General features: G+C 53.5%; 23 protein-coding genes and 1 pseudogene. 18 read left to right on the forward strand and 6 right to left on the reverse strand.

Annotated elements, in window-relative coordinates; translation table 11 throughout:
* Positions 1-78 precede the first annotated feature (78 nt).
* Positions 79-1,488, reverse strand: coding sequence for a PhoH family protein (locus ACT3XD_RS09745; RefSeq protein WP_192536841.1), 1,410 nt, complete (start codon positions 1,486-1,488; stop codon positions 79-81).
* 179 nt (positions 1,489-1,667) lie between these two features.
* Positions 1,668-2,537: a LysR family transcriptional regulator gene (locus ACT3XD_RS09750; RefSeq protein ID WP_192536842.1), complete on the reverse strand. Its 870-nt coding sequence runs from the start codon at positions 2,535-2,537 to the stop codon at positions 1,668-1,670.
* A gap of 125 nt (positions 2,538-2,662) precedes the next feature.
* On the opposite strand from ACT3XD_RS09750, the gene ACT3XD_RS09755 reads away from it, so the two are divergent.
* Positions 2,663-3,529 (forward strand): cation diffusion facilitator family transporter, encoded by an 867-nt coding sequence (locus ACT3XD_RS09755; protein WP_192536843.1) that lies wholly within the window; start codon positions 2,663-2,665, stop codon positions 3,527-3,529.
* Positions 3,530-3,654: 125 nt separating this feature from the next.
* Entirely contained in the window at positions 3,655-3,924 is a 270-nt protein-coding gene (locus ACT3XD_RS09760; protein ID WP_192536844.1) for a hypothetical protein, read from the forward strand.
* A gap of 132 nt (positions 3,925-4,056) precedes the next feature.
* On the opposite strand, the gene ACT3XD_RS09765 is transcribed toward ACT3XD_RS09760, so the two are convergent.
* Positions 4,057-4,242 carry a DUF3008 family protein gene (locus tag ACT3XD_RS09765; RefSeq protein ID WP_018916526.1) on the reverse strand — a complete coding sequence of 62 codons (186 nt, stop codon included), beginning with the start codon at positions 4,240-4,242 and terminating at the stop codon, positions 4,057-4,059.
* 122 nt (positions 4,243-4,364) lie between these two features.
* On the opposite strand from ACT3XD_RS09765, the gene ybaK reads away from it, so the two are divergent.
* The 6 genes and pseudogenes from ybaK to ACT3XD_RS09795 all read left to right on the forward strand — a co-directional run bounded on the left by ybaK (position 4,365) and on the right by ACT3XD_RS09795 (position 11,474).
* Positions 4,365-4,832 carry a Cys-tRNA(Pro) deacylase gene (gene ybaK / locus ACT3XD_RS09770; RefSeq protein ID WP_192536845.1) on the forward strand — a complete coding sequence of 156 codons (468 nt, stop codon included), beginning with the start codon at positions 4,365-4,367 and terminating at the stop codon, positions 4,830-4,832.
* Between the two features lie 93 nt (positions 4,833-4,925).
* On the forward strand, positions 4,926-6,323 hold the full coding sequence (gene dbpA / locus ACT3XD_RS09775; RefSeq protein ID WP_192536846.1) for an ATP-dependent RNA helicase DbpA: 1,398 nt from the start codon (positions 4,926-4,928) through the stop codon (positions 6,321-6,323).
* A 151-nt stretch (positions 6,324-6,474) separates the two neighbouring features.
* On the forward strand, positions 6,475-7,350 hold the full coding sequence (locus ACT3XD_RS09780) for a PA4780 family RIO1-like protein kinase (protein WP_192536847.1): 876 nt from the start codon (positions 6,475-6,477) through the stop codon (positions 7,348-7,350).
* Between the two features lie 96 nt (positions 7,351-7,446).
* A pseudogene (locus ACT3XD_RS09785) lies at positions 7,447-8,482 on the forward strand (AbrB family transcriptional regulator).
* 37 nt (positions 8,483-8,519) lie between these two features.
* A complete protein-coding gene (locus ACT3XD_RS09790) occupies positions 8,520-10,388 on the forward strand; it encodes an ABC transporter ATP-binding protein (protein WP_318782730.1) in 1,869 nt (622 codons plus the stop codon).
* 78 nt (positions 10,389-10,466) lie between these two features.
* Complete coding sequence (locus tag ACT3XD_RS09795) at positions 10,467-11,474, forward strand: zinc-dependent alcohol dehydrogenase family protein (protein ID WP_192536848.1); 1,008 nt, start codon at positions 10,467-10,469, stop codon at positions 11,472-11,474.
* Positions 11,475-11,551: 77 nt separating this feature from the next.
* Here ACT3XD_RS09795 and ACT3XD_RS09800 read toward each other — a convergent pair whose 3' ends face one another.
* The gene (locus ACT3XD_RS09800) at positions 11,552-11,818 is read right to left on the reverse strand and encodes a hypothetical protein (RefSeq protein WP_192536849.1); all 267 of its coding nucleotides are present in this window, start codon (positions 11,816-11,818) and stop codon (positions 11,552-11,554) included.
* 154 nt (positions 11,819-11,972) lie between these two features.
* Between ACT3XD_RS09800 and ACT3XD_RS09805 the strand changes: the two genes are divergently transcribed.
* Positions 11,973-13,160 carry a hypothetical protein gene (locus ACT3XD_RS09805; protein WP_192536850.1) on the forward strand — a complete coding sequence of 396 codons (1,188 nt, stop codon included), beginning with the start codon at positions 11,973-11,975 and terminating at the stop codon, positions 13,158-13,160.
* 8 nt (positions 13,161-13,168) lie between these two features.
* A complete protein-coding gene (locus ACT3XD_RS09810; protein ID WP_192536851.1) occupies positions 13,169-14,026 on the forward strand; it encodes a mechanosensitive ion channel family protein in 858 nt (285 codons plus the stop codon).
* A gap of 83 nt (positions 14,027-14,109) precedes the next feature.
* Here ACT3XD_RS09810 and ACT3XD_RS09815 read toward each other — a convergent pair whose 3' ends face one another.
* Complete coding sequence (locus tag ACT3XD_RS09815; protein ID WP_192536852.1) at positions 14,110-14,841, reverse strand: YebC/PmpR family DNA-binding transcriptional regulator; 732 nt, start codon at positions 14,839-14,841, stop codon at positions 14,110-14,112.
* Between the two features lie 202 nt (positions 14,842-15,043).
* On the opposite strand from ACT3XD_RS09815, the gene ACT3XD_RS09820 reads away from it, so the two are divergent.
* A complete protein-coding gene (locus ACT3XD_RS09820) occupies positions 15,044-15,667 on the forward strand; it encodes a LysE family translocator (RefSeq protein ID WP_192536853.1) in 624 nt (207 codons plus the stop codon).
* 108 nt (positions 15,668-15,775) lie between these two features.
* Positions 15,776-16,261 carry a glutathione peroxidase gene (locus ACT3XD_RS09825; RefSeq protein ID WP_192536854.1) on the forward strand — a complete coding sequence of 162 codons (486 nt, stop codon included), beginning with the start codon at positions 15,776-15,778 and terminating at the stop codon, positions 16,259-16,261.
* A gap of 17 nt (positions 16,262-16,278) precedes the next feature.
* On the opposite strand, the gene ACT3XD_RS09830 is transcribed toward ACT3XD_RS09825, so the two are convergent.
* On the reverse strand, positions 16,279-16,665 hold the full coding sequence (locus ACT3XD_RS09830; protein ID WP_192536855.1) for a DUF7079 family protein: 387 nt from the start codon (positions 16,663-16,665) through the stop codon (positions 16,279-16,281).
* A gap of 160 nt (positions 16,666-16,825) precedes the next feature.
* Between ACT3XD_RS09830 and fabV the strand changes: the two genes are divergently transcribed.
* The 6 genes from fabV to ACT3XD_RS09860 all read left to right on the forward strand — a co-directional run bounded on the left by fabV (position 16,826) and on the right by ACT3XD_RS09860 (position 22,487).
* The gene (fabV, locus tag ACT3XD_RS09835) at positions 16,826-18,022 is read left to right on the forward strand and encodes an enoyl-ACP reductase FabV (RefSeq protein ID WP_192536856.1); all 1,197 of its coding nucleotides are present in this window, start codon (positions 16,826-16,828) and stop codon (positions 18,020-18,022) included.
* Between the two features lie 205 nt (positions 18,023-18,227).
* The gene (locus ACT3XD_RS09840; RefSeq protein ID WP_192536857.1) at positions 18,228-18,479 is read left to right on the forward strand and encodes a hypothetical protein; all 252 of its coding nucleotides are present in this window, start codon (positions 18,228-18,230) and stop codon (positions 18,477-18,479) included.
* Between the two features lie 33 nt (positions 18,480-18,512).
* Entirely contained in the window at positions 18,513-20,009 is a 1,497-nt protein-coding gene (locus ACT3XD_RS09845) for an FAD-dependent oxidoreductase (protein ID WP_192536858.1), read from the forward strand.
* 100 nt (positions 20,010-20,109) lie between these two features.
* A complete protein-coding gene (locus ACT3XD_RS09850) occupies positions 20,110-20,673 on the forward strand; it encodes a PRC-barrel domain-containing protein (protein WP_192536859.1) in 564 nt (187 codons plus the stop codon).
* 245 nt (positions 20,674-20,918) lie between these two features.
* Positions 20,919-21,470: a hypothetical protein gene (locus ACT3XD_RS09855; RefSeq protein ID WP_192536860.1), complete on the forward strand. Its 552-nt coding sequence runs from the start codon at positions 20,919-20,921 to the stop codon at positions 21,468-21,470.
* 195 nt (positions 21,471-21,665) lie between these two features.
* Entirely contained in the window at positions 21,666-22,487 is an 822-nt protein-coding gene (locus ACT3XD_RS09860; RefSeq protein WP_192536861.1) for a PRC-barrel domain-containing protein, read from the forward strand.
* The last annotated feature ends 182 nt before the right edge of the window (positions 22,488-22,669 follow it).

Below are 22,669 nucleotides of genomic sequence, written 5' to 3' on the forward strand. Positions count from 1 at the left end.
GGTTTCCCGTACGCTTATCGAGGATATTTACCCTCGCTATAAGAGCGCTAAATAAGGCTCTTTACAGAATAAAACTCTTTATAGAAGTTCTTCAGCCGCCAGCGCCAGACGCGAGCGCTCAACGCTTTTAAGCGTAATGTGCCCGGCATGCGGCCAATCACGGAAACGCTCGACCACGGCCGCCATGCCGCAGGTATTGGCGGTCAGGTAAGGCGTATCGATTTGCCCTACGTTGCCTAAACAGACAATCTTGGTATTACGCCCGGCTCGGGTCACCAGCGATTTAAGCTGTTTAGGAGTAAAGTTCTGCGCCTCGTCAATAATCAAAAAGGTGTCGTTTAAGGTGCGCCCGCGCATAAAGCTAGGCGAGCGAATTTGCACCCGCGAGCCGATCAGTTGCCGTGTGGCGCCATTATCCCAGGTGGATTCCCCTTCGTCATTGCGCAGCAGGTTGTCCATATTGTCGTGGAAGGCACCCATCCACGGCGACATTTTCTCCTCTTCAGTGCCGGGCAGAAACCCGATGTCCTCACCCATGGGAATAGGGGCGCGGGTAAACACAATGCGTTCAAACTGCTTGGTATCCAGGGTCTGCTGAAACGCTGCCGCCAGGGTCATGAACGTTTTGCCCGTGCCTGCATTACCGGCAATCGTCACCAGGTCGATGTCCGGGTCCATCAGTAGGTTAAGGGTAAAGTTTTGACGACTATCGTGAGCGTGAACTCCCCATACGCCGGAGTGGTGGCGGTAGTTGGTTAAGAGCTGCAAGCGGGCTGATGAGGGGGAAAGCTCACGGATAATGGCTTCAAACTCGGCGCCGTTTTCGCAATCGGATACCAGCATCCCCAAGTGCCAATGGCGGGGCATGTCACCACTTAGCTGATAAAACGTATGATGGTCTACCCGTTCAACGGTGACATCGACATTGAGCGTTTCCCAAAGCGTGGCGCCATCATGCCCGGCATCGGCATAGATCTGGGCACCTTCGATCATCGCGTCACTATCTGAGAATGCCCGGTCGTTAAAGTAATCTTCTACCGGTACCTTAAGTGCCGCGGCCTTGACGCGTAGATTGATGTCTTTGGTGATCAGGATGACGGACGCGTCAGGGCGTTCGTCACGCAGGCGACAGGTTTCAGCCAAAATGCGGTTATCGGGGCTATCGTCTAATGCATCGAACGGTTTCAGGTCGTTGTAGCACAAAAAGTGCAGGCGCCCGGTTTCCCCACTGATCCGGGGGATGGGAATGCCGCGCTGAATTTCATCAAAAGTAACTTGGTTGGTAAGGTCAGAGAGCGTACGGCTAATTTGCCGTGCCGTACGGGCGATTTCTCGAATTCCGTTTTTGTGCTTATCCAGTTCCTCAAGGACAGTCATGGGGATAACCACGTCATGCTCGTCGAAGTGATAGAGCGCAGCGGGGTCATGGATCAGGACATTGGTGTCCAGGACATAAAGCCTAGTCGCTTTCTTATCGAGTCTTACCATCGGTGGAATAACTCCTTGGTTGACGGCAACATCGACACTGGCAGTTACATCTTACGCCTATATGACACTTGCCTGTGTCGTTCCTCTGGCGTGTCCTTAAGTCTCCTTCTTTAGCACTTTTTTATAGCGTGGAAGGCAATCGCGTTTTTTTCCACTGCTATATTTCAACGAAGTGACCGTTAGCGCGTATTACCTAGAAAACGCGCCACATTATTTAGTAGCGCGGTGGCCACTACACCAAGGTTTTCGCCCTCAACGTAACGGTAATAATGGCTGTCGAGCGCAAGGTCATGATTAAGCGCGCAAAGCGTTTTTTTCTTGAGCGCCTCCTTCACCAGCGGATAGGGGAGCAGCGCCCAGCCCGTGCCGTTAATGACCGCGTCGCGAATCACCTCAAACATGGTGAATCCCAGGTAATTAGCCGAAAAAAGCGCTTCGCTGACCAGTTTGTCGTCCTGAATATGGGTTAGGCACACCTGAGTGTATTGCGCCAAATCATCGCGATTAACGCTGGGTAGCCGACTAAGCGGATGCTGAGGGGAGGCGACTAAGCGCATCCCTACCGGCGCGAGATTAGCTGCGCTGGTAACCACGCCTTCAGCAGTATATAAACCAAAAGCGATATCCACCGTTTGGCGCAAAATAAATTGGCTGTGCTCTTGTGGGGGAACGAGATAGACCGATATGGCCGTTAACGGAAACTGCTGCTTTAAATCGTGCATTACCTGGCGCCAGAACCGCTCGGGAAGCGCATCGTCGCGGGCGATGCACAGCTGGTTTTCAACCCCTTGCAGGTGCTGGTGGCAGTGCTTTTTAATGCGGCTGGCGCTGGTCAGCAACCGGTAACAGTCGGGCAGTACACTTTCACCTACCGCCGTGAGCGTCAGGCTATTGCCCGAGCGCTCAAACAGCGCCACGCCCAGGCTATCTTCCAAGGCATGGACAGCGGCACTTAGCGTACTTCGCTTTATGCCTGATTGACGGGCAGCGGCGGCAAACGAGCCGTGCTCGGTGACCTCAACAAACGCTTGAACTTGTTCAGCACGCATATTAGAGCCTTGGATATAAGCGCTAATTTTTTTAGCGCTGAGTGATTCGTTTAACGTTAGCACAAGCGCTACTATGCGCCACGATTTCCTATTGGCTTATTCCACCTTGATATGGAGTTTTTAGCGTGACCCCCTTTGTTGCCGAGCGCCGAGCGCTACGATTTTCCGCCATTTCGGCAAGCCTTTTTGCGTTAACCGGGCTTGTGCTGGGATTGGCCAGCGGTTCCATTACGATTTTATTCGATAGCGGCTATTCGCTTTTGAGTCTTGCCTTGGCGTCACTCTCCCTGCTTGCTCTGCAGCAGGCGCGTAAACCGGCGGATGATCACTACCCCTTTGGGCGGCTGACGGTAGAACCCCTTGCCGTACTGCTCAAAGGCGTAATGATTGCGCTGGTGTGCCTGTTTTCGATGGTCTCCGCGGTGTGGAGCCTGTTGCAGGGTGGTCGCCTGGTAACACTTGATCTGGCCATTCTGTTCAGCCTAGCCAACGTAGGTGGCTGTTTGCTGACCTGGTGGTGGCTGAAGCGTTACGCGCAGATCGCCCGCTCATCGCTGTTGGCCGCCGAGCTGCGCCAGTGGCAGATGGACACTGGGCTGAGTGCGGCCGTCATGTTCGGTTTTGCCCTTACCTGGCTGTTAACCCTGACCCCCTGGGCCAGCTATGCGCGGTTTGCCGACCCGGTGATGGTGCTGATCATCGCTGGCTACTTTCTGCCCATGCCGGTTCGTATGATACGCGGAGCGCTGCGCGAGCTTATGTTTGGCGAGCCCATGGGCAGCATACGCCAGGATATGGTGGAGGAAGTCGCGGATTTTGATATCGCCAGTGATGATGTACGTATGGCCCAGGTGGGCAGTTTTCTGATGGTGGATATCCAGCTCGACAAACAGCAAATCGATGATGCTGAAGAGATTGTCGATAGCGTTGAACAGCATTGCTTACAGCGTAATTTACGTCCGATTACCAGTATCACCTTGGTGACTACTTAAGCCACCACTTAAGACACTACGTAAGCCTTCAAGTAAAAAGATTGACGCTATACGAGTGGGATGATATCTAGCGCTACCGACAAACGGTGTCGGCCTAATATCGTACTTTTGAGGGTTTACTAAACATGCCACTGCGCCGCTGTTTGCCCGTGCTGCTAGCAACTGCTCTGATTGCTGGCTGCGCAAGCTCCACCGTTGCTCCGCGTTACACTACCGACAACCCGGACGTAATGCGTATTGGCGGGGAGCGCCCTGCTAATGCTGACCCACGCACTGAAGATGCCGGTTCTTTCTGTATGGAAACTACCGAGCGTTGGAATGAACATGGCCGCACGCCCGATGGACAAACTCTATGGGCCAAAGACACGCTACGTCGTGTCGTGCCCTGTCAGTAAGAGCCTGTCAGTAAGAATCTGTTAGTAAAAGCAATCCTGTAATCAGCATAACGCCAGCCCGATAAGCTGGCGTTATGCTATAAAAGCGAATATCCACAGTGCCTATAGCTAAACGCTTGCACCTATCAACGTTCAATCGCCTTTTTTGTCAGGCTTGCCTTTGCGCTCGGTGCTTGCCATCTCCTCAAGCTCCTCTTCGCTCATTGAGTCGTACATTTCTTTGGAAGCATCGTAAAGCTCGCTTGGCTTGGTTTCCCCACGCTTGGCGGAAAGGGCGGCGCCTGCGGCTTTTTGCTGGGCTTTTGATGTGGCTGGCATAATAAACTCCTGTTAGTTGACTTCCCTTCAAGGCTTACGCTATTTAGCCTAGCAGGCAGGTATAAGCTTTCCAGAGCCCAACAGCCTCGCTATCCATGTTTACTAATCATTAAGAGAACCTCATGACACCGGCCATTAATACGGCAAAAAAAGCGGGCATCCCGTTTGAACTTCATGAATACCATCACGACGCGGCGGCGGAGTCTTATGGCCTGGAAGCCGCTGAAAAGCTAGGAGTTGCTGCCGAGCAGGTATTTAAAACCCTGGTGGTGAAGCTTGATGGCAAGGCGCTTGCGGTGGGCATTGTGCCAGTGACCGGGCAGCTGGGCTTAAAGCAGATTGCCAAGGCGGCGGGCGCTAAAAAAGCCGTCATGGCCGTACCGGCTGAGGTAGAGCGTACCACCGGTTACGTATTGGGCGGAGTAAGTCCCTTAGGCCAGAAAAAACGCTTGGCCACCTATATTGATGCCTCGGCACAGGAGTTTTCTAAGGTGTACGTTAGTGCCGGACGGCGAGGACTTGAAATTGAGTTGGCACCTGACGACTTGGCCACCCTATGCCAGGCCGGTTTTGCGCCCCTTGCGGTATGACAGACACGCAGGGCGCGGCACTTTCTGGTATGGTGCTTTACCTTATAGTAATTACCTTTTTACTGGCCGTTAAACGGCCCTGCAGGTTTTATTGTGTCAGACGCCTCCTTCTCGTCGCTTGCCTTGCCGGCAGCGCTGCTTACTAACCTTGAATCATTGGGTTATCACCAGATGACGCCGGTACAGGCACAAAGCCTGCCGCCTATGTTAGCCGGGCGTGATGTGCTTGCTCAAGCTAAAACGGGGTCGGGTAAGACGGCCGCGTTTGGCTTGGCGTTATTGGCAGAGCTGCGCGTTGATGCGTTTGCCGTGCAGGGTTTGGTGCTTTGCCCGACTCGGGAGCTTGCTGATCAGGTGGCCGAAGAGCTGCGGCGTCTGGCGCGGGCCATGGCCAACGTGAAAGTATTGACGCTTTGCGGCGGTGCTCCGTTCGGCCCTCAGTTAGGCTCTTTAGAACACGGCGCGCATATTGTGGTGGGTACGCCTGGGCGTATCGATGAGCACTTGCGCAAGGGGTCGCTGACCCTAGGCTCGCTAAGTACCCTGGTGCTGGATGAAGCGGATCGCATGCTGGATATGGGCTTTCAGGCCACCATTGATGCCATCATCGCCGAGACGCCGGCTGATCGCCAGACGCTGCTGTTTAGCGCAACGTTTCCTGATGAGCGCGAAGCAGGCGGTTTGGCAACCATGACGCGCGGCGTGATGGTTGATCCTGTCACTGTCAAAGTGGCCGAGTTGCATGACGCCACCACCATTGACCAGCACTTCTACGAAGTACCCAGTGAAGACGCCCGCTTTGCTGCGCTTAAACAGCTTTTATTGGTCAATCGTCCGACCACCAGCGTGGTGTTTTGTAATACCAAGCGTGAAACCCAGGCCGTCGCCGATAGCCTGGTGGATGCTGGTTTCAGCGCCGTAGCGTTGCACGGTGACTTGGAACAAAAAGACCGCGATCGTATCCTGATACTCTTTGCTAACCAAAGTGCCTCAATTCTGGTGGCGACCGATGTCGCCGCCCGTGGGTTGGATATCGCACAGCTGGACGCGGTCTTCAACTACCAGATTGCTCGTGAGCTGGACGTTCATGTGCACCGCGTCGGCCGCACCGGGCGGGCAGGGGCTAGCGGTATTGCCTGCACGTTGGTAACCCCCCAGGAAACTTACCGCCTTGGGCGGCTGGCCGAGCTTTTAAGCGAGCAGTTAACCACTGAGCCGCTGCCCAAAGCTAAGCAAACCACACCGTTTGAGCCGCCCATGGCTACCCTGCAACTGGCAGGCGGTAAAAAGGATAAGCTACGCCCAGGCGACATTCTGGGCGCGCTTACCAGCGAAGGCGGGTTGCGCGGTGATCAGGTGGGTAAAATCAAAGTGCTGGCCCGCAGTGCCTATGTGGCCGTAGAGCACTCTGTGGCCCACAAAGCGCTCGCCAAGCTTGAGCGAGATAAGCTGAAAGGTCGGGCTTTTCGCGTTCGTCGAATTCGGTATTAAATACTGCTGGTAAAGAGACAGCGTTAAAAATAATTGGTATTAAGAACGCTGGTATTGAAAAGCGTTAGTATTTAAAACATGTGTATTAAAAACGCTAGTATTCGATATCGTTGGCCATGTCCATTCATTAAAGGAGCCATTACCGCTAACCATGAAGACACCCAAACGATTACAGCCCCTGGTCGATGACGGCCTGATCGATGAGGTGCTGATGCAGTTGATGAGTGGCAAGGAAGCGCAGGTTTACGTTGTACGCTGCGGTAACGACGTGCGCTGTGCCAAGGTATTCAAAGAGGCCAAACAACGTAGCTTCAAACAGGCCGTGCAATATCAGGAGGGCCGTAAAGAGCGCAATAGTCGCCGTGCGCGCGCCATGTCGAAGAAAACCCGCTACGGTCAAAAAGAGCAAGAGCAGGCGTGGTTGACCGCCGAGGTGGATGCGCTTTACCGGTTGGCGGCAGCCGACGTGCGGGTGCCCAAGCCCTACGGCTTTGTCGATGGCGTGCTGCTGATGGAAATGATCACAGACGCTGAAGGCGATGTGGCACCGCGCCTGGACGATGTCACGCTGACCCATGAACAGGCGCTGCGCTACCACGATAAAGTCATCACTGATGTAGTGCGTATGCTGTGCGCTGGCCTGATCCACGGCGACTTGTCGGAATTCAACGTGCTGGCGGATGCCGAAGGCCCGGTCATTATTGATTTGCCTCAGGCCGTTGATGCCGCCGGTAACAATAGCGCCGCCGCCATGCTTGAGCGTGATGTGGATAATATGCGTGCCTATTTTGGCCGCTTTGCGCCTGAGCTCTTAACCACTCATTACGGTAAGGAGATGTGGGCGCTATATGAATCGGGCGAGCTGCATCCGGATAGCAAACTGACGGGCCACTTTACGTTCGCGACCCACATTGCCGATGTGAATGAACTGATGGAAGTGATCGACGATGCCAAGGAAGAAGAGGCCGAACGTCAGGCGCGCATGCGTGATGACGGGGATGATGACGAGATCCCACAGCCGTACTGAGCCCACGATCGACAACGATTAGTGATAAACTGACCGTACGATTAGCAGGTTAATTATTTAACCGATTGAGATGGGGCTCAGTAACAAGGAGTGGCTGTGAAAGGTATTAAGGTAAGCTCGGGGACCGCAAAAGGGTTGTTAACGTCGTTAACCATTGGCGCTATTGGTGGCACGTTTTTTCAACTCACCGGCTTACCGCTTGCCTGGATGCTTGGCCCTCTGATTGCCAACTTATTGGTTTCCTCTCAAGGCATTAACGTGGTGGTGCCAGAGCGGCTGCGCAATATTTTTTTGGCCGTGATGGGGCTGGTGCTGGGCAGTCAGGTGACGCCGGAACTTGCTCAGCGCGTGATTGACTGGCCGGTGTCGGCGGTGTTGCTAATACTTGGCATTGGCGCTTCAACCGCTGTGGCCTCGGCCTGGTATCGGCGCTGCGGGTTTGATTCGGTAAGCGCATGGTTTGCAGCGGCCCCCGGTGCCATGACCGCGATGATTATTCTGGGCGACAAATGTGGTGGCGACCCTCAACGTATCGCAATTGCCCAGTCGCTACGCGTTATTTTAGTCATCCTGTTTACCACCGCTCTTTTGGGCTTATGAAGGCGGTGGCGCGGGCACAGCGCCTCATACGAGCGGATTTGAACACGCCTGGATGCTATTACTGATTCCTATGTTGTTGCCGCTCGGCCGTTGGCTACGCTTTCCTACTCCCGCCTTGCTGGTTCCCTTACTGACGGCTGCCCTGCTTTCAGGACTTGATATCGCAAGTCTGGCGCTACCCCCGTGGGGCATGAACCTCATGCTTTGGGTGCTGGGCAGTGCCATTGGCTCGCGCTTTAAAGGCATGACGCGGCGGTTATGGGGCCGTTATTTATGGCAGTCGGGCGTTGCTACGCTGCTTGCCTTAGCTGTCTTGGCCTTGTTCGCCGAGCTGATTCATCAGTTCGTGGGCGTGGGGCGTGATGTGGCACTGCTGGCGCTGGCGCCAGGTGGAATAGGCGAAATAGCCATTTTAGCGGTGGCGCTTAATATCGATCCTGTATTTGTCGCTTTTCACCATCTACTGCGCATGGTGCTGCTGATGGCCTTTGCACCGTTTTGGGCACGCTGGCTTTTACGCCGCCAGGCTTAACCCTCTTAATGATCGATGAGTAACGTAAGGAATCTCCATGTTTTCTCGTGTGCTGCAGCCGCTGTTTCGTTACTTTGAAACCCGTGTAGATCCTTATCCCATGGGAGACGTGCAAACGCCTCCACAGGGGTTAATACCTTTTATCAAGCACTTCTCACGCCCGGTATTGCCGCTGCTGATTGTCATGACGCTATGCACCGCACTGGTGTCATCGGCTGAGGTGTTTTTCTTTAGCTACATGGGGCAGCTGGTTGATTGGCTTGGCAATGTCGAGCGCGAAGGCTTTTGGGCCGCAAATGGTCTTTGGCTTGCTGGGGTAGGGGTGGCGATCCTTATCGGGCTACCGCTTTTGGTGTTGGCCCAGTCGTTGATTACGCATCAAAGCATTTTTGGCAATTATCCCATGATTGGCCGCTGGCTATCGCATCGCCACATGCTCAATCAGAGTCTGGCCTTTTATCAGGATGAGTTTGCCGGACGCGTGTCCCAGAAAGTAATGCAGACCGCACTGGCCATCCGCGAAACGGTCACCAAGGTAATGGGCCTTCTGGTCTACGCTATTGTGTACTTTACCGGGGCGGCGATTCTCTTGGGCCGAGCCGATTTATGGCTATTGCTGCCCTTGGGGCTTTGGCTGATTGGCTACTTGGCGATCATGCGCTTTTTCGTGCCCCGGCTGCGTGATGTATCCATGGCGCAGGCGGACGCGCGCGCCCAGATGACCGGCCGCGTGGTCGACAGCTACAGCAATATTCAAACCATCAAGCTATTTGCCGATACCGAGCGCGAGCAGCGCTATGCCCGAGATGCCATGGAAGGTTTCATGGACACGGTGCACCGCCAGATGCGCCTGGTTACCATCATGAGCGTCTGCTTGACCCTGCTGAATACCGCGTTATTGGTCGGTACGGCGGGGATGGCGATTAGCACCTGGTATTTTGACGCCATATCGCTTGGCGTATTGACCGTGGCGATTGCGCTGGTGATGCGGATTCGGTTTATGTCTGACTGGATCCTATGGGAAGTGGCGGGGCTGTTTGAAAATATCGGCACCGTGCAGGATGGCATGAATACCATCGCCCGCGAACCTACCATCCGCGATGTACCTAATGCGCCTGAGCTTAATGTACCTGCTGGCGAAATCCGGTTTGACGACCTGCGCTTTAGCTACGAGCAGGCTAAGGGCGAAAACCGCACGGTGTTTGACGGCTTGAATTTGACTATCGCGCCGGGTGAAAAAATTGGCCTGATTGGCCGCTCTGGGGCGGGTAAATCGACCCTCGCTAACCTGTTGTTGCGTTTTTATGATGTACAGGGCGGACGCATTCTGATCGACGGACAAGATATCGCGCAGGTAACGCAAACCTCTCTGCGTCACCAAATTGGTATGGTGACCCAAGATACCTCGCTACTTCACCGCTCGCTGCGCGATAACATTCGCTACGGCACGCCTCAGGCAAGCGATGAGGATGTGTGGACCGCCGTATGCCGTGCCCATGCCGATGCGTTTATTCACGACCTGGTAGACCCGCACGGCCGCCGCGGGCTGGATGCCCATGTAGGTGAGCGGGGCGTCAAGTTGTCCGGCGGTCAGCGTCAGCGGATCGCCATTGCCCGCGTGCTTTTGAAAAATGCACCTATCCTTGTATTGGATGAAGCTACGTCAGCACTGGATTCTGAAGTGGAAGCCGCTATTCAAGAGCAGTTGGATACGCTGATGGAGGGCAAGACCGTGATCGCGATCGCGCATCGGCTCTCGACCATTGCCATGCTCGACCGATTGATCGTAGTGGAGCAGGGGCGCATAGTCGAAAGCGGTACTCATACTGAGCTGCTCGCGCAAAACGGCATCTATGCCGGCTTGTGGAAGCGTCAGTCGGGCGGCTTTCTTGGGGTAGATGTGTGAGAAGCTCTATCCTCTGCTAACGTATTTGCCTCTGCTAACGTATTTTCCAAGGAATGATGGAATAAAGGAGATCGCGCTATGCAAGTCGTAACGCTCACGGCCCCCGGTGGGTTAGATAAGCTCAAGGTACAAGACGTATCGCCCCCTGGCGCCCCTGGCCTGGGCGAGATTCGTGTTCGTGTGCACGCAAGCTCGCTCAATTTCCACGACTATGGCGTGGTGGCAGGCAAGATGCCGACAGCCGATGGGCGTATTCCTATGTCTGACGGCGCAGGCGTGGTTGAGGAGGTAGGTGATGGCGTTAGCGAGTTTGCGGTAGGTGACCGCGTCGTCTCGACGTTTTTCCCCGACTGGCTTGAGGGCCCTGCCCGAATTGCCGATTTTACGACGACCCCAGGCGACGGCGTGGATGGCTATGCTTGCGAGCAGGTCGTTCGTCCGGCGCAGTGGTTTACCCGTCAGCCGAAGGGCTATAGCCACGCTGAAGCCGCAACGTTAACCACCGCAGGGCTCACTGCCTGGCGCGCTCTGGTAGTGGATGGCGGTTTAAAAGCGGGCGATACGGTGTTGGTGTTGGGTTCCGGCGGGGTATCTATATTTGCACTGCAGTTTGCCCGCATGATGGGGGCACGTGTCATTGCCACGTCTTCTTCCAATGAGAAGTTGAAGCAGCTTAGGCAGCTGGGCGCAGCACACACCATTAATTATAAAGAAGAGCCGGAGTGGGGCAAAAAAGTTAACGCGCTGACCAACGGCCAGGGTGTCGACCATATTGTGGAAGTCGGTGGACCCGGTACTCTGCCGCAATCCATTGAAGCGATCAAAATTGGTGGGCATATTTCGCTGATTGGCGTATTGACTGGGCGCCAGGGCGATATTCCTACCGCTAAGTTAATGGCTAAACAGGCGCGCTTGCAGGGGTTGATTGTAGGCAGCCGCCGCCACCAGCTTGAAATGATTAAGGCCATTGAGGCGACCAGCATGCGCCCGATCATTGATCGTGAGTTTGTGTTAGCCGACATCGCGGAGGCATTCCGCTACCAAGAGGCAGGCAAGCATCTGGGTAAAATTTGTTTAACGTTCTGATTGGCTCGGGCAATGGCATACCAGCACGGCCCAGAAGGGCAATGCTGGTAGTCACCGACACGTTGATAAGCTGATGTTTATTCAGCCAAACGGCTATATACAACGCCTTTGATTTCAAGCTCCCAAATATGATCATAAGGTACGGTGATGCTATCTACCTCGTCCGAATCATCATGGCTTTTGCGAAGCTGGGCTTCGGGGATGACAGTTGCATCCATCCCTCGAGCCTGTTGAACGCGCGCACTGAACCGGTTGCCTTCCTGATCAATGAGTACGCGCTCTCCCGCCATACATTTCTCAAGCTTGGCGTATAGCTCCTTCTCGCTAACATGAACGATGCTCATGATCGCCTCCTCCGACACTCGATATTTGCGGGTAATGGATATCCCTATAAAGATTTCATTTTAGACGATAAGTTCGAATAGCCCCCAGCGACTATCGCCCGCATGCTAACCTTAATCTTGTTTATTTCATTTACGTTAGCCTTTAGGACGGACTATGGCGCAGCGCTTAGCAGAAACCGCTTCATCGCCCTGGGCGGTAGTCGAGCTTGATAAGTTTTGTACGCCCGAGCATACCCAAAAAAGCCAGTGGCGGCGCAGTCGACGGGCGATGTTAACTTGGCTAACCGGTAAACGCGCCGCCGAGCAGCAGGCGAAAGACGAGAATGAGCTGCGCCTGTTGCCGGAAGTTAAGCTAGCGCATTTGGTGCCCAGTATTGATTGGTCACCGGTCGCTGATAGTCTGACCCAGGCCCTGAGTGAGCCCGAAACCTCCCTCGAACCGATAGTGTTTTTTATCACACCTCCTTACGGCGGTCATGCCGCGGTGGTTAGCCATTGGGCGGAACAGCAGGGTATTCGCCGTATAATGCCGCCCAGCCATCAAGAGCTTACCGAAGGCAGCCTTGAATGGGTGGAGCGCTGCGGCCATCTAAATTGCTGGGCGCTGCCAGCGCTTGAGCGGCATATGCTGCGTCATACCCAAGGTCTTCAAGGCGTGCGCGCGTTTTTAGAACGCGCCCTAAGTGGCCGTTTGGGGCGCGGAGTGATTGGCTGCGATAGTTGGACTTACGCCTATTTACAGCAAGCGGTAGGCATTGAAGGAGCGCCAGCTTTTACCCTTCAGGGCATGGAGGGTAAGCAACTAGCCGATTACTTTGTAAGCATTGCCGATAACGGCCAGAACCGCCTGACGGTATATAGTACGCGCACGGGAAGGCAGGTGTTAACCAATCAGCCCGCTGATCAAAAAAAAGCGCAAGAGGCTGAACGTAAAGCCTCTACCCATAAGGAACTACAGCGTTTAGCGGCGCATTGTCGGGGCCATTTGGGCGTGGCATGGCACTATTGGCGTAAACGCTTGCGCGAACCTGCTCAAGAAGATGCCCCTGATGCATCAGAGTTATGGCTGCTTGATGCGCTTGCAGATGCCGAGCTGCCCGCAGACACCGGTGATGTGGCACTGCTGGTATTGCACGCTTTACTGCTGCATGGCGGTCTGGAGGACCAGGCGCTTGGCGATGTACTTCCGTTTTCTCACCATGAAGCATTGAACGCTCGTTTAGCGTTGACTCGCCAGGGAATACTTTCGCGTGAGGACGGGCGCTGGCAGGTAGCACCGTTAAGCTATGCCAGTGTCCGGCAGCTATTGGCTTCTCGCAATTATCTTGTCGACCCGTTATAGGAGCCTTGATGGACGATCAAAAGCAGTACGCTAAGCTGTTTAACGATATGGACAGCCAAACGGTTATTACCCTGGGCATCATTCTGGCAAGCGTTATTCTGCTGACCATTGCCAGCCAGCGGGGCTTGAGCTGGCTGGCCAATCGACTGCATGGGCAGGTTCGCTTTCGGATATTCGCGCTGGTGCCGCTAACGCGCTTACTGATCCTGCTGACCGCGCTGGCTATTGCAGTACCTATCGTGATCGAGCCTTCGCTGCGCAATATGGTGACGCTTCTAGGCGCTATCGGCCTGGCGATCGGCTTTGCCTTGAAAGATTACGTGAGCAGTCTGATTGCCGGGGTGGTGTCAGCCATAGAATTACCCTATCGGCCAGGTGACTGGGTGGATATTGAGGGGACATACGGGGAAGTAAAACATGTGGGAATGCGCACCGTCGAAATCCAAACCCCAGACGATGATTTAGTCGCGATGCCGCATTTAAAGCTATGGGACTCCGCCGTTTACAATGCCAATAACGGGGGGACTAGCTTACAGTGCGTGGCAAATTTTTATCTTCACCCAGAGCATGAAGCCGATGGGGTACGTAAAGCGTTGCGGGATGTGGCTCTGACCAGCGCTTACCTTAAGTTTGATCAGCCGATTATCATAGTGGCTGAAGAGAAACCCTGGGGGACGCATTACCGTATCCGCGCTTATCCCGTGGATCCGCGTCAGCAGTTTCTGTTTATTACTGATTTGACCGTGCGGGGTAAGCAGGTGCTTAGCCGGGCGGGCATCAAACCTGCACTGTTGCCGCCCGATGCTGCTCTGGATACGCCTAAAGGCGTGCCTGATGTGCATCGGCGCCAGCAGCGGACCCAATAACGATCTAGCTGCAAGCGTGGTTTGCAGCTAGATGGTGTTGGGGGGTGAAGGCTAGCGCTGAGATAGAAGATTGCTTGCGCTACTTATTCGCTCGCTTCAGGCAGCTCGGCACTATGGAAGACGTTTTGGACGTCGTCCAGATCGGTGAGCATGCCTAAGAATTTTTCGAACTGTGCCACGTCATCGCCTTCGAGAGGGGTGGTGTTTTGCGGCAGAAACTGAATCTCATCAATTTCAAAATCGAGCTCGCCGAACGCATTCAGTAGTGCTTGTTTGGCTTTGGCATATTCGGTGTGAGGCGCATAAACCGTTATACGTTCTTCTTCCTGCTCAATGTCAGCCACATCGACATCGGCTTCCATTAGCGCTTCAAGCACTGTGTCTTCTTCCTGGCCGACAAAGGCAAAAATCGCACAGTGATCGAACATGTGGCTAACGCTACCGGGCGTGCCAATCTTGCTTTTCGTTTTGGTAAAGCAGCCGCGTACATCACCGAAGGTGCGGTTAGGGTTATCGGTTAAGCAGTCGACGATCACCATGGCGTTGCCGGGGCCAAAGCCTTCGTAGCGAGCCGTCGCAAAGTCTTCTCCACCTGCGCCGCTGGCCTTGTCTAGCGCTTTATCTATAACGTGCGAGGGAACCTGATCTTTTTTAGCCCGCTCCATTAAGCCGCGCAGCGCAAGGTTGCCGTTCGGGTCTGATCCGCCGGCTTTTGCAACGACGTAAATTTCACGCCCGTATTTGCTGTAAACCTTAGTTTTTGCGTCGGCCGTCTTGGCCATCGATTCTTTACGGTTTTGAAACGCCCTACCCATATTGGAGTCCTTTATTAGCCGTGCCACGCCTGTCTTGACAGCAGGCGTCATTTTCATCGAAAAGGGGCAAATTTTACCCAACAGCGTACCATGCTAACAGCGTTATTTAAGAGAGGTGACGTTATACAATAGGCGGCCCGGCCGGTAACGGCATTGCTGTATTGAGACAATGAGCAATTAACAATTAAAGGAAAGGAAAAAAATGCCGTTTTCACTCTGGTTGTCATTAGCCGCTATCTGCGCCATGGGGGCAATGTCGCCCGGGCCTAGCCTTGCCCTGGTGCTAAAACATACCCTGGGCGGTGGTCGGCTGCCAGGCATTACCGCGGCTGTATTTCATGCAGCTGGGGTCGGGTTTTATGCGCTTTTGACCGTTTGGGGGCTAGGCGCGTTAATTACTCGTTCACCGGATGTTTTTCAACTGATTACCTGGGCGGGGGCGGCCTATTTGGCCTGGCTGGGTATCAAGGCATTGCGGGCCGGCAAGGCCGGGGTAATGAATCAGCAGGGGGTGGCAACCACTAGCCGACAGGCGGCCAGGGAGGGCGTGCTGGTAGCGCTGGGTAATCCTAAGCTGATTATCTTTTTTGTGGCGCTGCTGAGCCAGTTTGTTACCCCAGGTATGAGTATTATGGCAAAGATGATCGTCGTCTTAACCGCTATGCTTATTGATGGTGGTTGGTACGTGCTGGTGGCGGTCGGTTTGTCGCATTCGCGGGTCCTGCCGTGGTTGCAGCGCCATGCGCACTGGGTCAATCGATTGACCGGTGTCTTGCTGATAGCCCTGGCGCTACGAGTCGTTGCCGGACCAATCACCTTTGGTTAACCGAACGGTGTTAAGCAGGCTCATCAGCACTGTTGCGGGGCGCTGGTGTCAGCATGATGGTCATGGCAAAGTAGCGTTTATATTGCCTCGAAGGTTTAAGGCTCCATAATGACGATTTACGATCAAGATTGTTATAACCATCAAGGTCAGCCGTTTAATCTGCGCGCGCTGCGTGGTCAGGTGTTGCTGGTGGTCAATGTGGCCAGTCAGTGTGGTTTTACGCCACAGTTAAAAGAGCTTGAAGCGCTGTACCAGCGCTACCGCGACCGTGGATTCACCGTGCTGGGGTTTCCCTGCAACCAGTTCGGCCGACAGTCGCCGGAAAGCGCCGAAGTGTTTTGCACGTTTGGCGAGCAAACCTTTGGAGTAAGCTTCCCGTTGATGGAGAAGGTCAACGTCAATGGGGGCAACGCCCACCCGCTGTTTGTGTTGCTTAAAAAACAGGCCCCTGGCGTATTGGGCACCAAGGCTATCAAATGGAACTTCACCAAGTTTTTGGTAGGGCGTGACGGCCAGATAATTGCGCGTTTTGGCCCGCGAGACCACGGCCCCCCGTTGCGCCTAGCGCTGGAAGCCGCGCTTGATCGCGAATAAGACGTGGTTGGCGGCGTTCAAGGCTCTTGGCCTTTGGCAACCTGGACCCGGTTCATAAGCTCAACCCAACGGTGGCGTACCATCATGGTGGTCAGGCCCGAGAATAGCGCCCAGCTTTTGCGCCGCCAGCCTTTTAAGCGCAGGTTATGGCTGACCAGCTGCTGCATCAGTTTACGGTCATCGAATTGACGCCACTCGCTGGCAATCGACAGTTGATGGCGCGACATCACCGGGGCAAGCTCTAGGCGGAACATCCACTCAAGCTCTGAAAGCGTCATATTATGCTCTTGAATGACCTCCACCATGTGGGCGTAGTCGCGTTCGCGCGGTTCGCGGTCTAACCATAAAGGGGCTAGAGCAAGCCAAAGGTCGCCGCGCTCATCGACAAGCTGCTGTGCGTTCATGGGGGCCTCGTGGGCATTGAAAAAGAGAGGGACACTATCCTGCCGTGAAAGCCAGGCAAGCTCAAGAGCGGACAGCGCCCGCTTAGCCCGCTAGAATAGCGCTCATAGCGTAAGGCATAGCAATGCTGATAATGAAATCAAGCTGATAACGAGGTTCGATGTGATTATTAAACCCAAGGTGCGCGGCTTTATCTGCACGACGACTCATCCTAAAGGCTGCGAGCAAAACGTTCTTGAGCAGATTGAAGCGACAAGAGCCCGTGGTTTGGATAAAAGCGCCGGCCCGAAGAAAGTTCTGGTGATCGGGGCTTCCAGTGGTTACGGCTTAGCCGCTCGGATTACCGCAGCCTTTGGTTACGGTGCCGATACGCTGGGCGTGTTTTTTGAAAAGCCCAGCAGTGAAACCAAAACCGGCACCGCTGGTTGGTACAACAGCGCGGCGTTCGACAAGTTTGCCAAGCAGGAAGGTCTTTACAGCAAATCAATCAACGGCGATGCGTTCTCTTCTGAGGCGCGTGAAAAAGCCATTGAGCTGATCAAGCAGGATATGGGCGAAATCGACCTGGTGGTCTACTCACTGGCATCGCCCGTGCGCAAACTGCCGGATAGCGGTGAACTCAAGCGCTCAAGCCTGAAGCCGATCGGTGAGACCTACCGCGCTACGGCCATAGATACCAATAAAGACCGAATCATCGAAGCGGAAGTCGAGCCTGCAACCCAGCAGGAAATCGACGATACCATCACCGTGATGGGCGGCGAAGATTGGGAACTGTGGATGGACGCGCTGGACCAGGCAGGCGTGCTGGCCAAAGGTGCACGCAGCGTGGCGTTTAGCTATATCGGCACAGAAATTACCTGGCCGATTTACTGGCACGGCGCACTGGGTAAAGCCAAGGAAGACCTGGACCGTGCGGCCACGGCTATCGATGACAAGCTTAAAACCAGCGGCGGTGGTGCTAACGTCGCGGTTCTCAAATCTGTCGTTACCCAGGCCAGTGCGGCTATTCCGGTGATGCCGCTGTATATCGCCATGGTGTATCGCATCATGAAAGAGCAGGGCGTGCATGAAGGCACTATCGATCAGTTGAATCGCCTCTTCGGCGAGCGCCTTTACGGTTCAGACATGAGCACCGACGAGAAGGGTCGGCTGCGCCTGGACGACTGGGAACTGCGCGAGGATATTCAGCAGGCCTGCCAAGACCTCTGGCCGGAAGTGACTACCGAAAATCTGTTCGATATCACCGACTACGCAGGTTACAAGCACGAGTTCTTGAAGCTGTTTGGCTTTGAACGTGACGACGTTGATTACGAAGCTGACGTGAATCCCAACGTTGAGTTCGACGTGGTCAGCTTGTAAGTAAGAAGCTTTAAAACATTCGTACTGTTGGTATTCTCAATTGCCGGGCCTTTGCGCCCGGCAATTTGCGTTAGGCGCCGTCAAGGCCGTTAGCGGCAGGTACAAAATCAACCGCTGTTAAACTTTTAGTGCTGGGTAGGCAAGTTATTAAAGGTTCTGCCATGGTTAAGAGCAGAGTGTTACGCGCTTTTGCCAAGGAGGAAATATGACCCGTACAGCACGAGTGGAGCCGATTAGTAGAGAACAGGAAGACGCGATCATCGTCTCTGGATGGCGCGTTGTTGATGTTACCGAACCCGATGCCCCCCAAGAAATATCCCAGCACGCAACCGAGCCGCAAGCGATCGAAGCGGCACGCCGCTTTGAAGCCGAAACCTCACATGAACCTGGTTCAGCGCCTGACGATACCCAGGATTATGATGCGACTGACCCAAATGCCGGTAAGCACTTCTCATAACAAGATCATTTCAATTTCTGGTCAGGAGGCGTCATGAAATCGATTTGGCAAGCAGGTGTGGATGATCCCTGCCATTTCCCCGCGTTAACTGACAGTATTGAAACGGACGTAGTCATCGTAGGCGCAGGGATCACAGGCCTAACGACGGCACAGCAGTTAATGGAAAGTGGGAAACGCGTAGTGATTTTAGAGGCTCACCGCGTAGGCAGCGGCTGCACAGGAGGAGCGACCGGTAATTTATATAGCTCAGTATCAGCGGGGTTGGCGCAACGCGGGGTCAAGTGGGATGACGATACCATCCAGACCATCGTTGACGCGCGCGCAAGCGCCATTGATTTAATTGAGGAGACGACTCAGCGCTTTAATATCGACTGCCAGTTCAAGCGGGTTCCGCTTTATCGGCTACTCACAGAAAATGACCAGGCAAGCACCGATGCATTGGAAGCCGAGTGCGAAACTATGGTGCAGGCTGGCCTGAAGGCTAGATTTTGTCTGGATATGCCGGCGCCATTTCCAGCCACTCAGGGTATTAGCGTTGGCCACCAGGCGCAGTTTAACGCTTTTCACTACGCTCAAGGGCTTGCCAAAGCGCTTAGCCAGCGTGGCGTGAGTATTTATGAGCAAAGCCCTGTACGCGATATCGATTACCAGCACTGCATCGTTAAAACCGATAACGCTGAGATTCAAGCCACCGAGATCGTTTTAGCAACGCACACCCCGAAAGGAGTGAACATGTTGCAAACCGGAATGATTGCCTCCCGTGAGTATGGCGTTAGTGCCAAGCTGAACGCCGGATCTTTTCCTGATGGCATTTTCTTTATGCTCGACCCCTTCCATTCCATACGCAGCTATCACTTGAACGGGAAACACTACGTTATGGCGATTGGGGAAAAGCATCAAACAGGAGAGGAACAGTCGGAGCGCAAACACTTTGAGGCGCTGCATAGCTACTTAAACGCACATTTTGATGTGGGCGAGATCGAATACGAATGGTCTGCTCAGCAGTACAGCTCTGGTGATGGCTTGCCGTATATCGGACGAACCTTGGCCAGTGACCATGTGTATGTAGCCACCGGCTTTGCCGCCGACGGCCTGACCTGGGGCACGGTCAGTGGAAAGATAATCGCCGATATCATCCAAGGGCGGGATAACGCCTGGTACCGCTGCTTTGACTCGCAGCGCTTTACGCCGGTTAACTCCGCCGAGCACTGGCTCAAAGAAAACATTTCCGTGGTGAAGCACTTTATTAAAGATCATTTCGGCACAAAAAAGCTCAAGGAGCTTGACGAGGTGGCGCCTGGCCAGGCAAAGGTCGTTACCTTGCATGGTGAAAAATTGGCTGTCTATCGCAATGAGGCCGGTAATTTATCGGTTCTTTCGGCCATTTGTCCGCATTTGAAGTGCGTGGTGCATTGGAACGATGCTGAAAGAACTTGGGACTGTCCCTGTCATGGCAGTCGCTTTGATATCCAGGGCGAGGTGATAGAAGGACCTTCCCTGCATCCGCTTGAACACCGTCACTCAAGTTAAGGCTATCAGGTTAAGTGAGGATGTAGGCTTTTCCTAATATTGGTTATTTGCAGCCCAGTCGTCTAACTTGTAAGAGTACGTTTAATCAAGGAGAAACACTATGAAACGGACTACGCTAGCTATCGCCATTGCTGCACTTTTTACAGGAATGTCAGGCAGTCTTCATGCTCAGGATGCCCAAGCAGAACCAGATGATGAGCAAAGCGCCATTGAGCAGCAGGAAGAAGCTGTAGATGAACAGACAAATGCTGATGACGAGCAGCCCGCAGCGATGCAGGGTAGTGGTTACCCCAGGTCTTCTGCGGACACGGACGACGAAGAGAATGATCCCAACGATTTAATGTCACATCAGATTCGTGATCTTGAAGGCAAGTCAGTCGTTAATCAGCAAGATGAAGAGATCGGCGGAATTCTGCGTATCGTTGAGCATAAGGCGTCTGGCGATTTATATGCCGTTATCTCTATTGGTGGAGTGTGGGGTATCGGCGACGATGAAGTTGCCATGCCGCTAGAAAATATTGAGATGCAAGATGATCAATTGGTTACCAATACCACTTACGGTAGCGATGAGATAAAAGCGTCAGCAGAAAAATATGATAAAGAAAACTATAGTCAAATAGACAACAATATGACGCTAGACCAAGCCCAAAAGCATCCTAATTGAGGCGGCTAAATGATGTGGCTAGCAAAAAAACCACGCTAGCCGCTTATAAATAACCCAGGTTAATAAAGGCGCCTTATTTTGTTCTTTATAGAATGAAATAAGGCGTTTTTTATGAGCTAATTTAACTATCAACTAGTTAGCTGTTAACTTTCATTCAAGTTTTAAGAATGACCGTTTTCAGACTGTGTTATCTCTCATTCATTAACTAACTTCTAAAGAGTAAGGCAATCCAAGGAGGATATCACATGAAGCGGACAATTCTAGCCATTGCCATTGGTGCGATCTGTACAGGCGTCTCAGCAGGCGTTTTAGCCAATAATGATACGTCTGGTTCCAGTAGCGGTGGTCAAATGACCCAGAACCAGGATGCAGGTCAGCAACAGAGTACTGATACGCTCGATAGCCAAGGGCAAAGTAATCCAGAGCCTCGTACCGGTACTCAGGGGCCACAACGCGATTTAGGCGACGGTGATCTGGATATGCAGGATAGAGAAAATCCTGATAGTCAGGAAGAGCAAGGCGAGCCCAGAAGTTCCCAAGATCAGCTGGGTGCAGACAGCACTGGAGGAGACAGCACTGGAGGAGACAGCACTGGAGGAGATAGCGCTGGCGGTGCAGACGCAGGCAGTCCGGGCAGTGGTGATACCGGTGGCACAGGTACGGGGAGTACCGGCGGTGGTGACACTGGCGGCACAGGCACGGGTGGTACCGGTGGCGGTAACACAGGCGGATCAGGCACAGGTAGTACCGGTGGTACAGGCGGTGGTACCGGTTCAGGCAACAGTGCCTCGCAATAATATAAAGTGTAATTTTAACGCTCTACTTCGCCTAAGTAGGCGGGGTAGAGCGTTTACTCTTTAAGGGATGCGTTTAAATATAGAGATGGTTAATTAATAATTATTAACTTTTGTCATAATTTCACTTCAGCTTTGATCTAAAACGCTTATCTCTACTAGCCTTTTTAAGTGTAAGCCAACCCAAGGAGAGACATTATGAAACGGACAACACTAGCAATTGTAATTGGCGCCATTTGTACAGGACTATCAGGTGGCGTTCTCGCGCAGGATAATAACCAGAATGACACGGATGCTTCTGAGCGCATGACCCAACAGCAAGATGCTACGGCGCAAACTCAACAGCAAGGTTCGGCAAGTGAGCGAAACGCTGAGGCCCAATCTAGCGATGAAACCATGGATGTTCAGGTCGACCAGGAACCCGCAGAAGTGAAGGTGCAGCAAGAGTCCCCTGACATTAAAGTAGAGCAGTCTCAGCCCGAAGTGACGATTGAGCAGCCCGAACCTGAAGTGACTATTGAACAGCCCGAGCCGAACGTAACGGTTGAAGAGGCTGAGCCCAATGTTACCGTTGAGCAAGGCGGCGAGCCTGACGTTAATGTCGAGCAAGCTGACGATGCTCAGGTCGACGTTAATAACGACGACGAGCAGGAACGCCAGCGCGCCGATCAGGATAACCAGGGCCAGAACGATTCGTTAATGAATTTACAGGTTAGTGACTTAGAGGGCATGGCCGTCGTTAACCAGGAAGGCGAAGAGATTGGTGATATTCAGCATATCGCTCAGCATAATGATTCAGGCGACCTGTACGCCATTATCTCGGTAGGTGGTATCTGGGGCTTTGGTGCAACAGACATTGCTCTGCCTGTTGACGAAATGCAGTTCGAGAACGATCAGCTGGTGATGAATACCGATTATGGCAGCGATCAGATCGAAGAATCCTCTGAAGATTACAATGAGGACAGCTATACGCAGGTCGATAGCGAGATGACTCTATCGGAAGCGCAACAGCAGCAGTAATAGGATTGAAAACAGCCGAGCATTTCTGAATGCTGCTGGGAGGGCAAGGCGTTTACGCCTTGCCCTTTTTTATATTCATTCTTGCTGGGTGACTATACCATCGGCATCGCGACGTCTTTTTCTATATAGGGTCTACAGGCACTGCCCAAAACTGTGCAATTGGGTAAGATGGTGCTTCATTT

Source organism: Halomonas sp. AOP7-B1-5, from assembly GCF_052353045.1.
GTDB lineage: Bacteria > Pseudomonadota > Gammaproteobacteria > Pseudomonadales > Halomonadaceae > Vreelandella > Vreelandella colorata.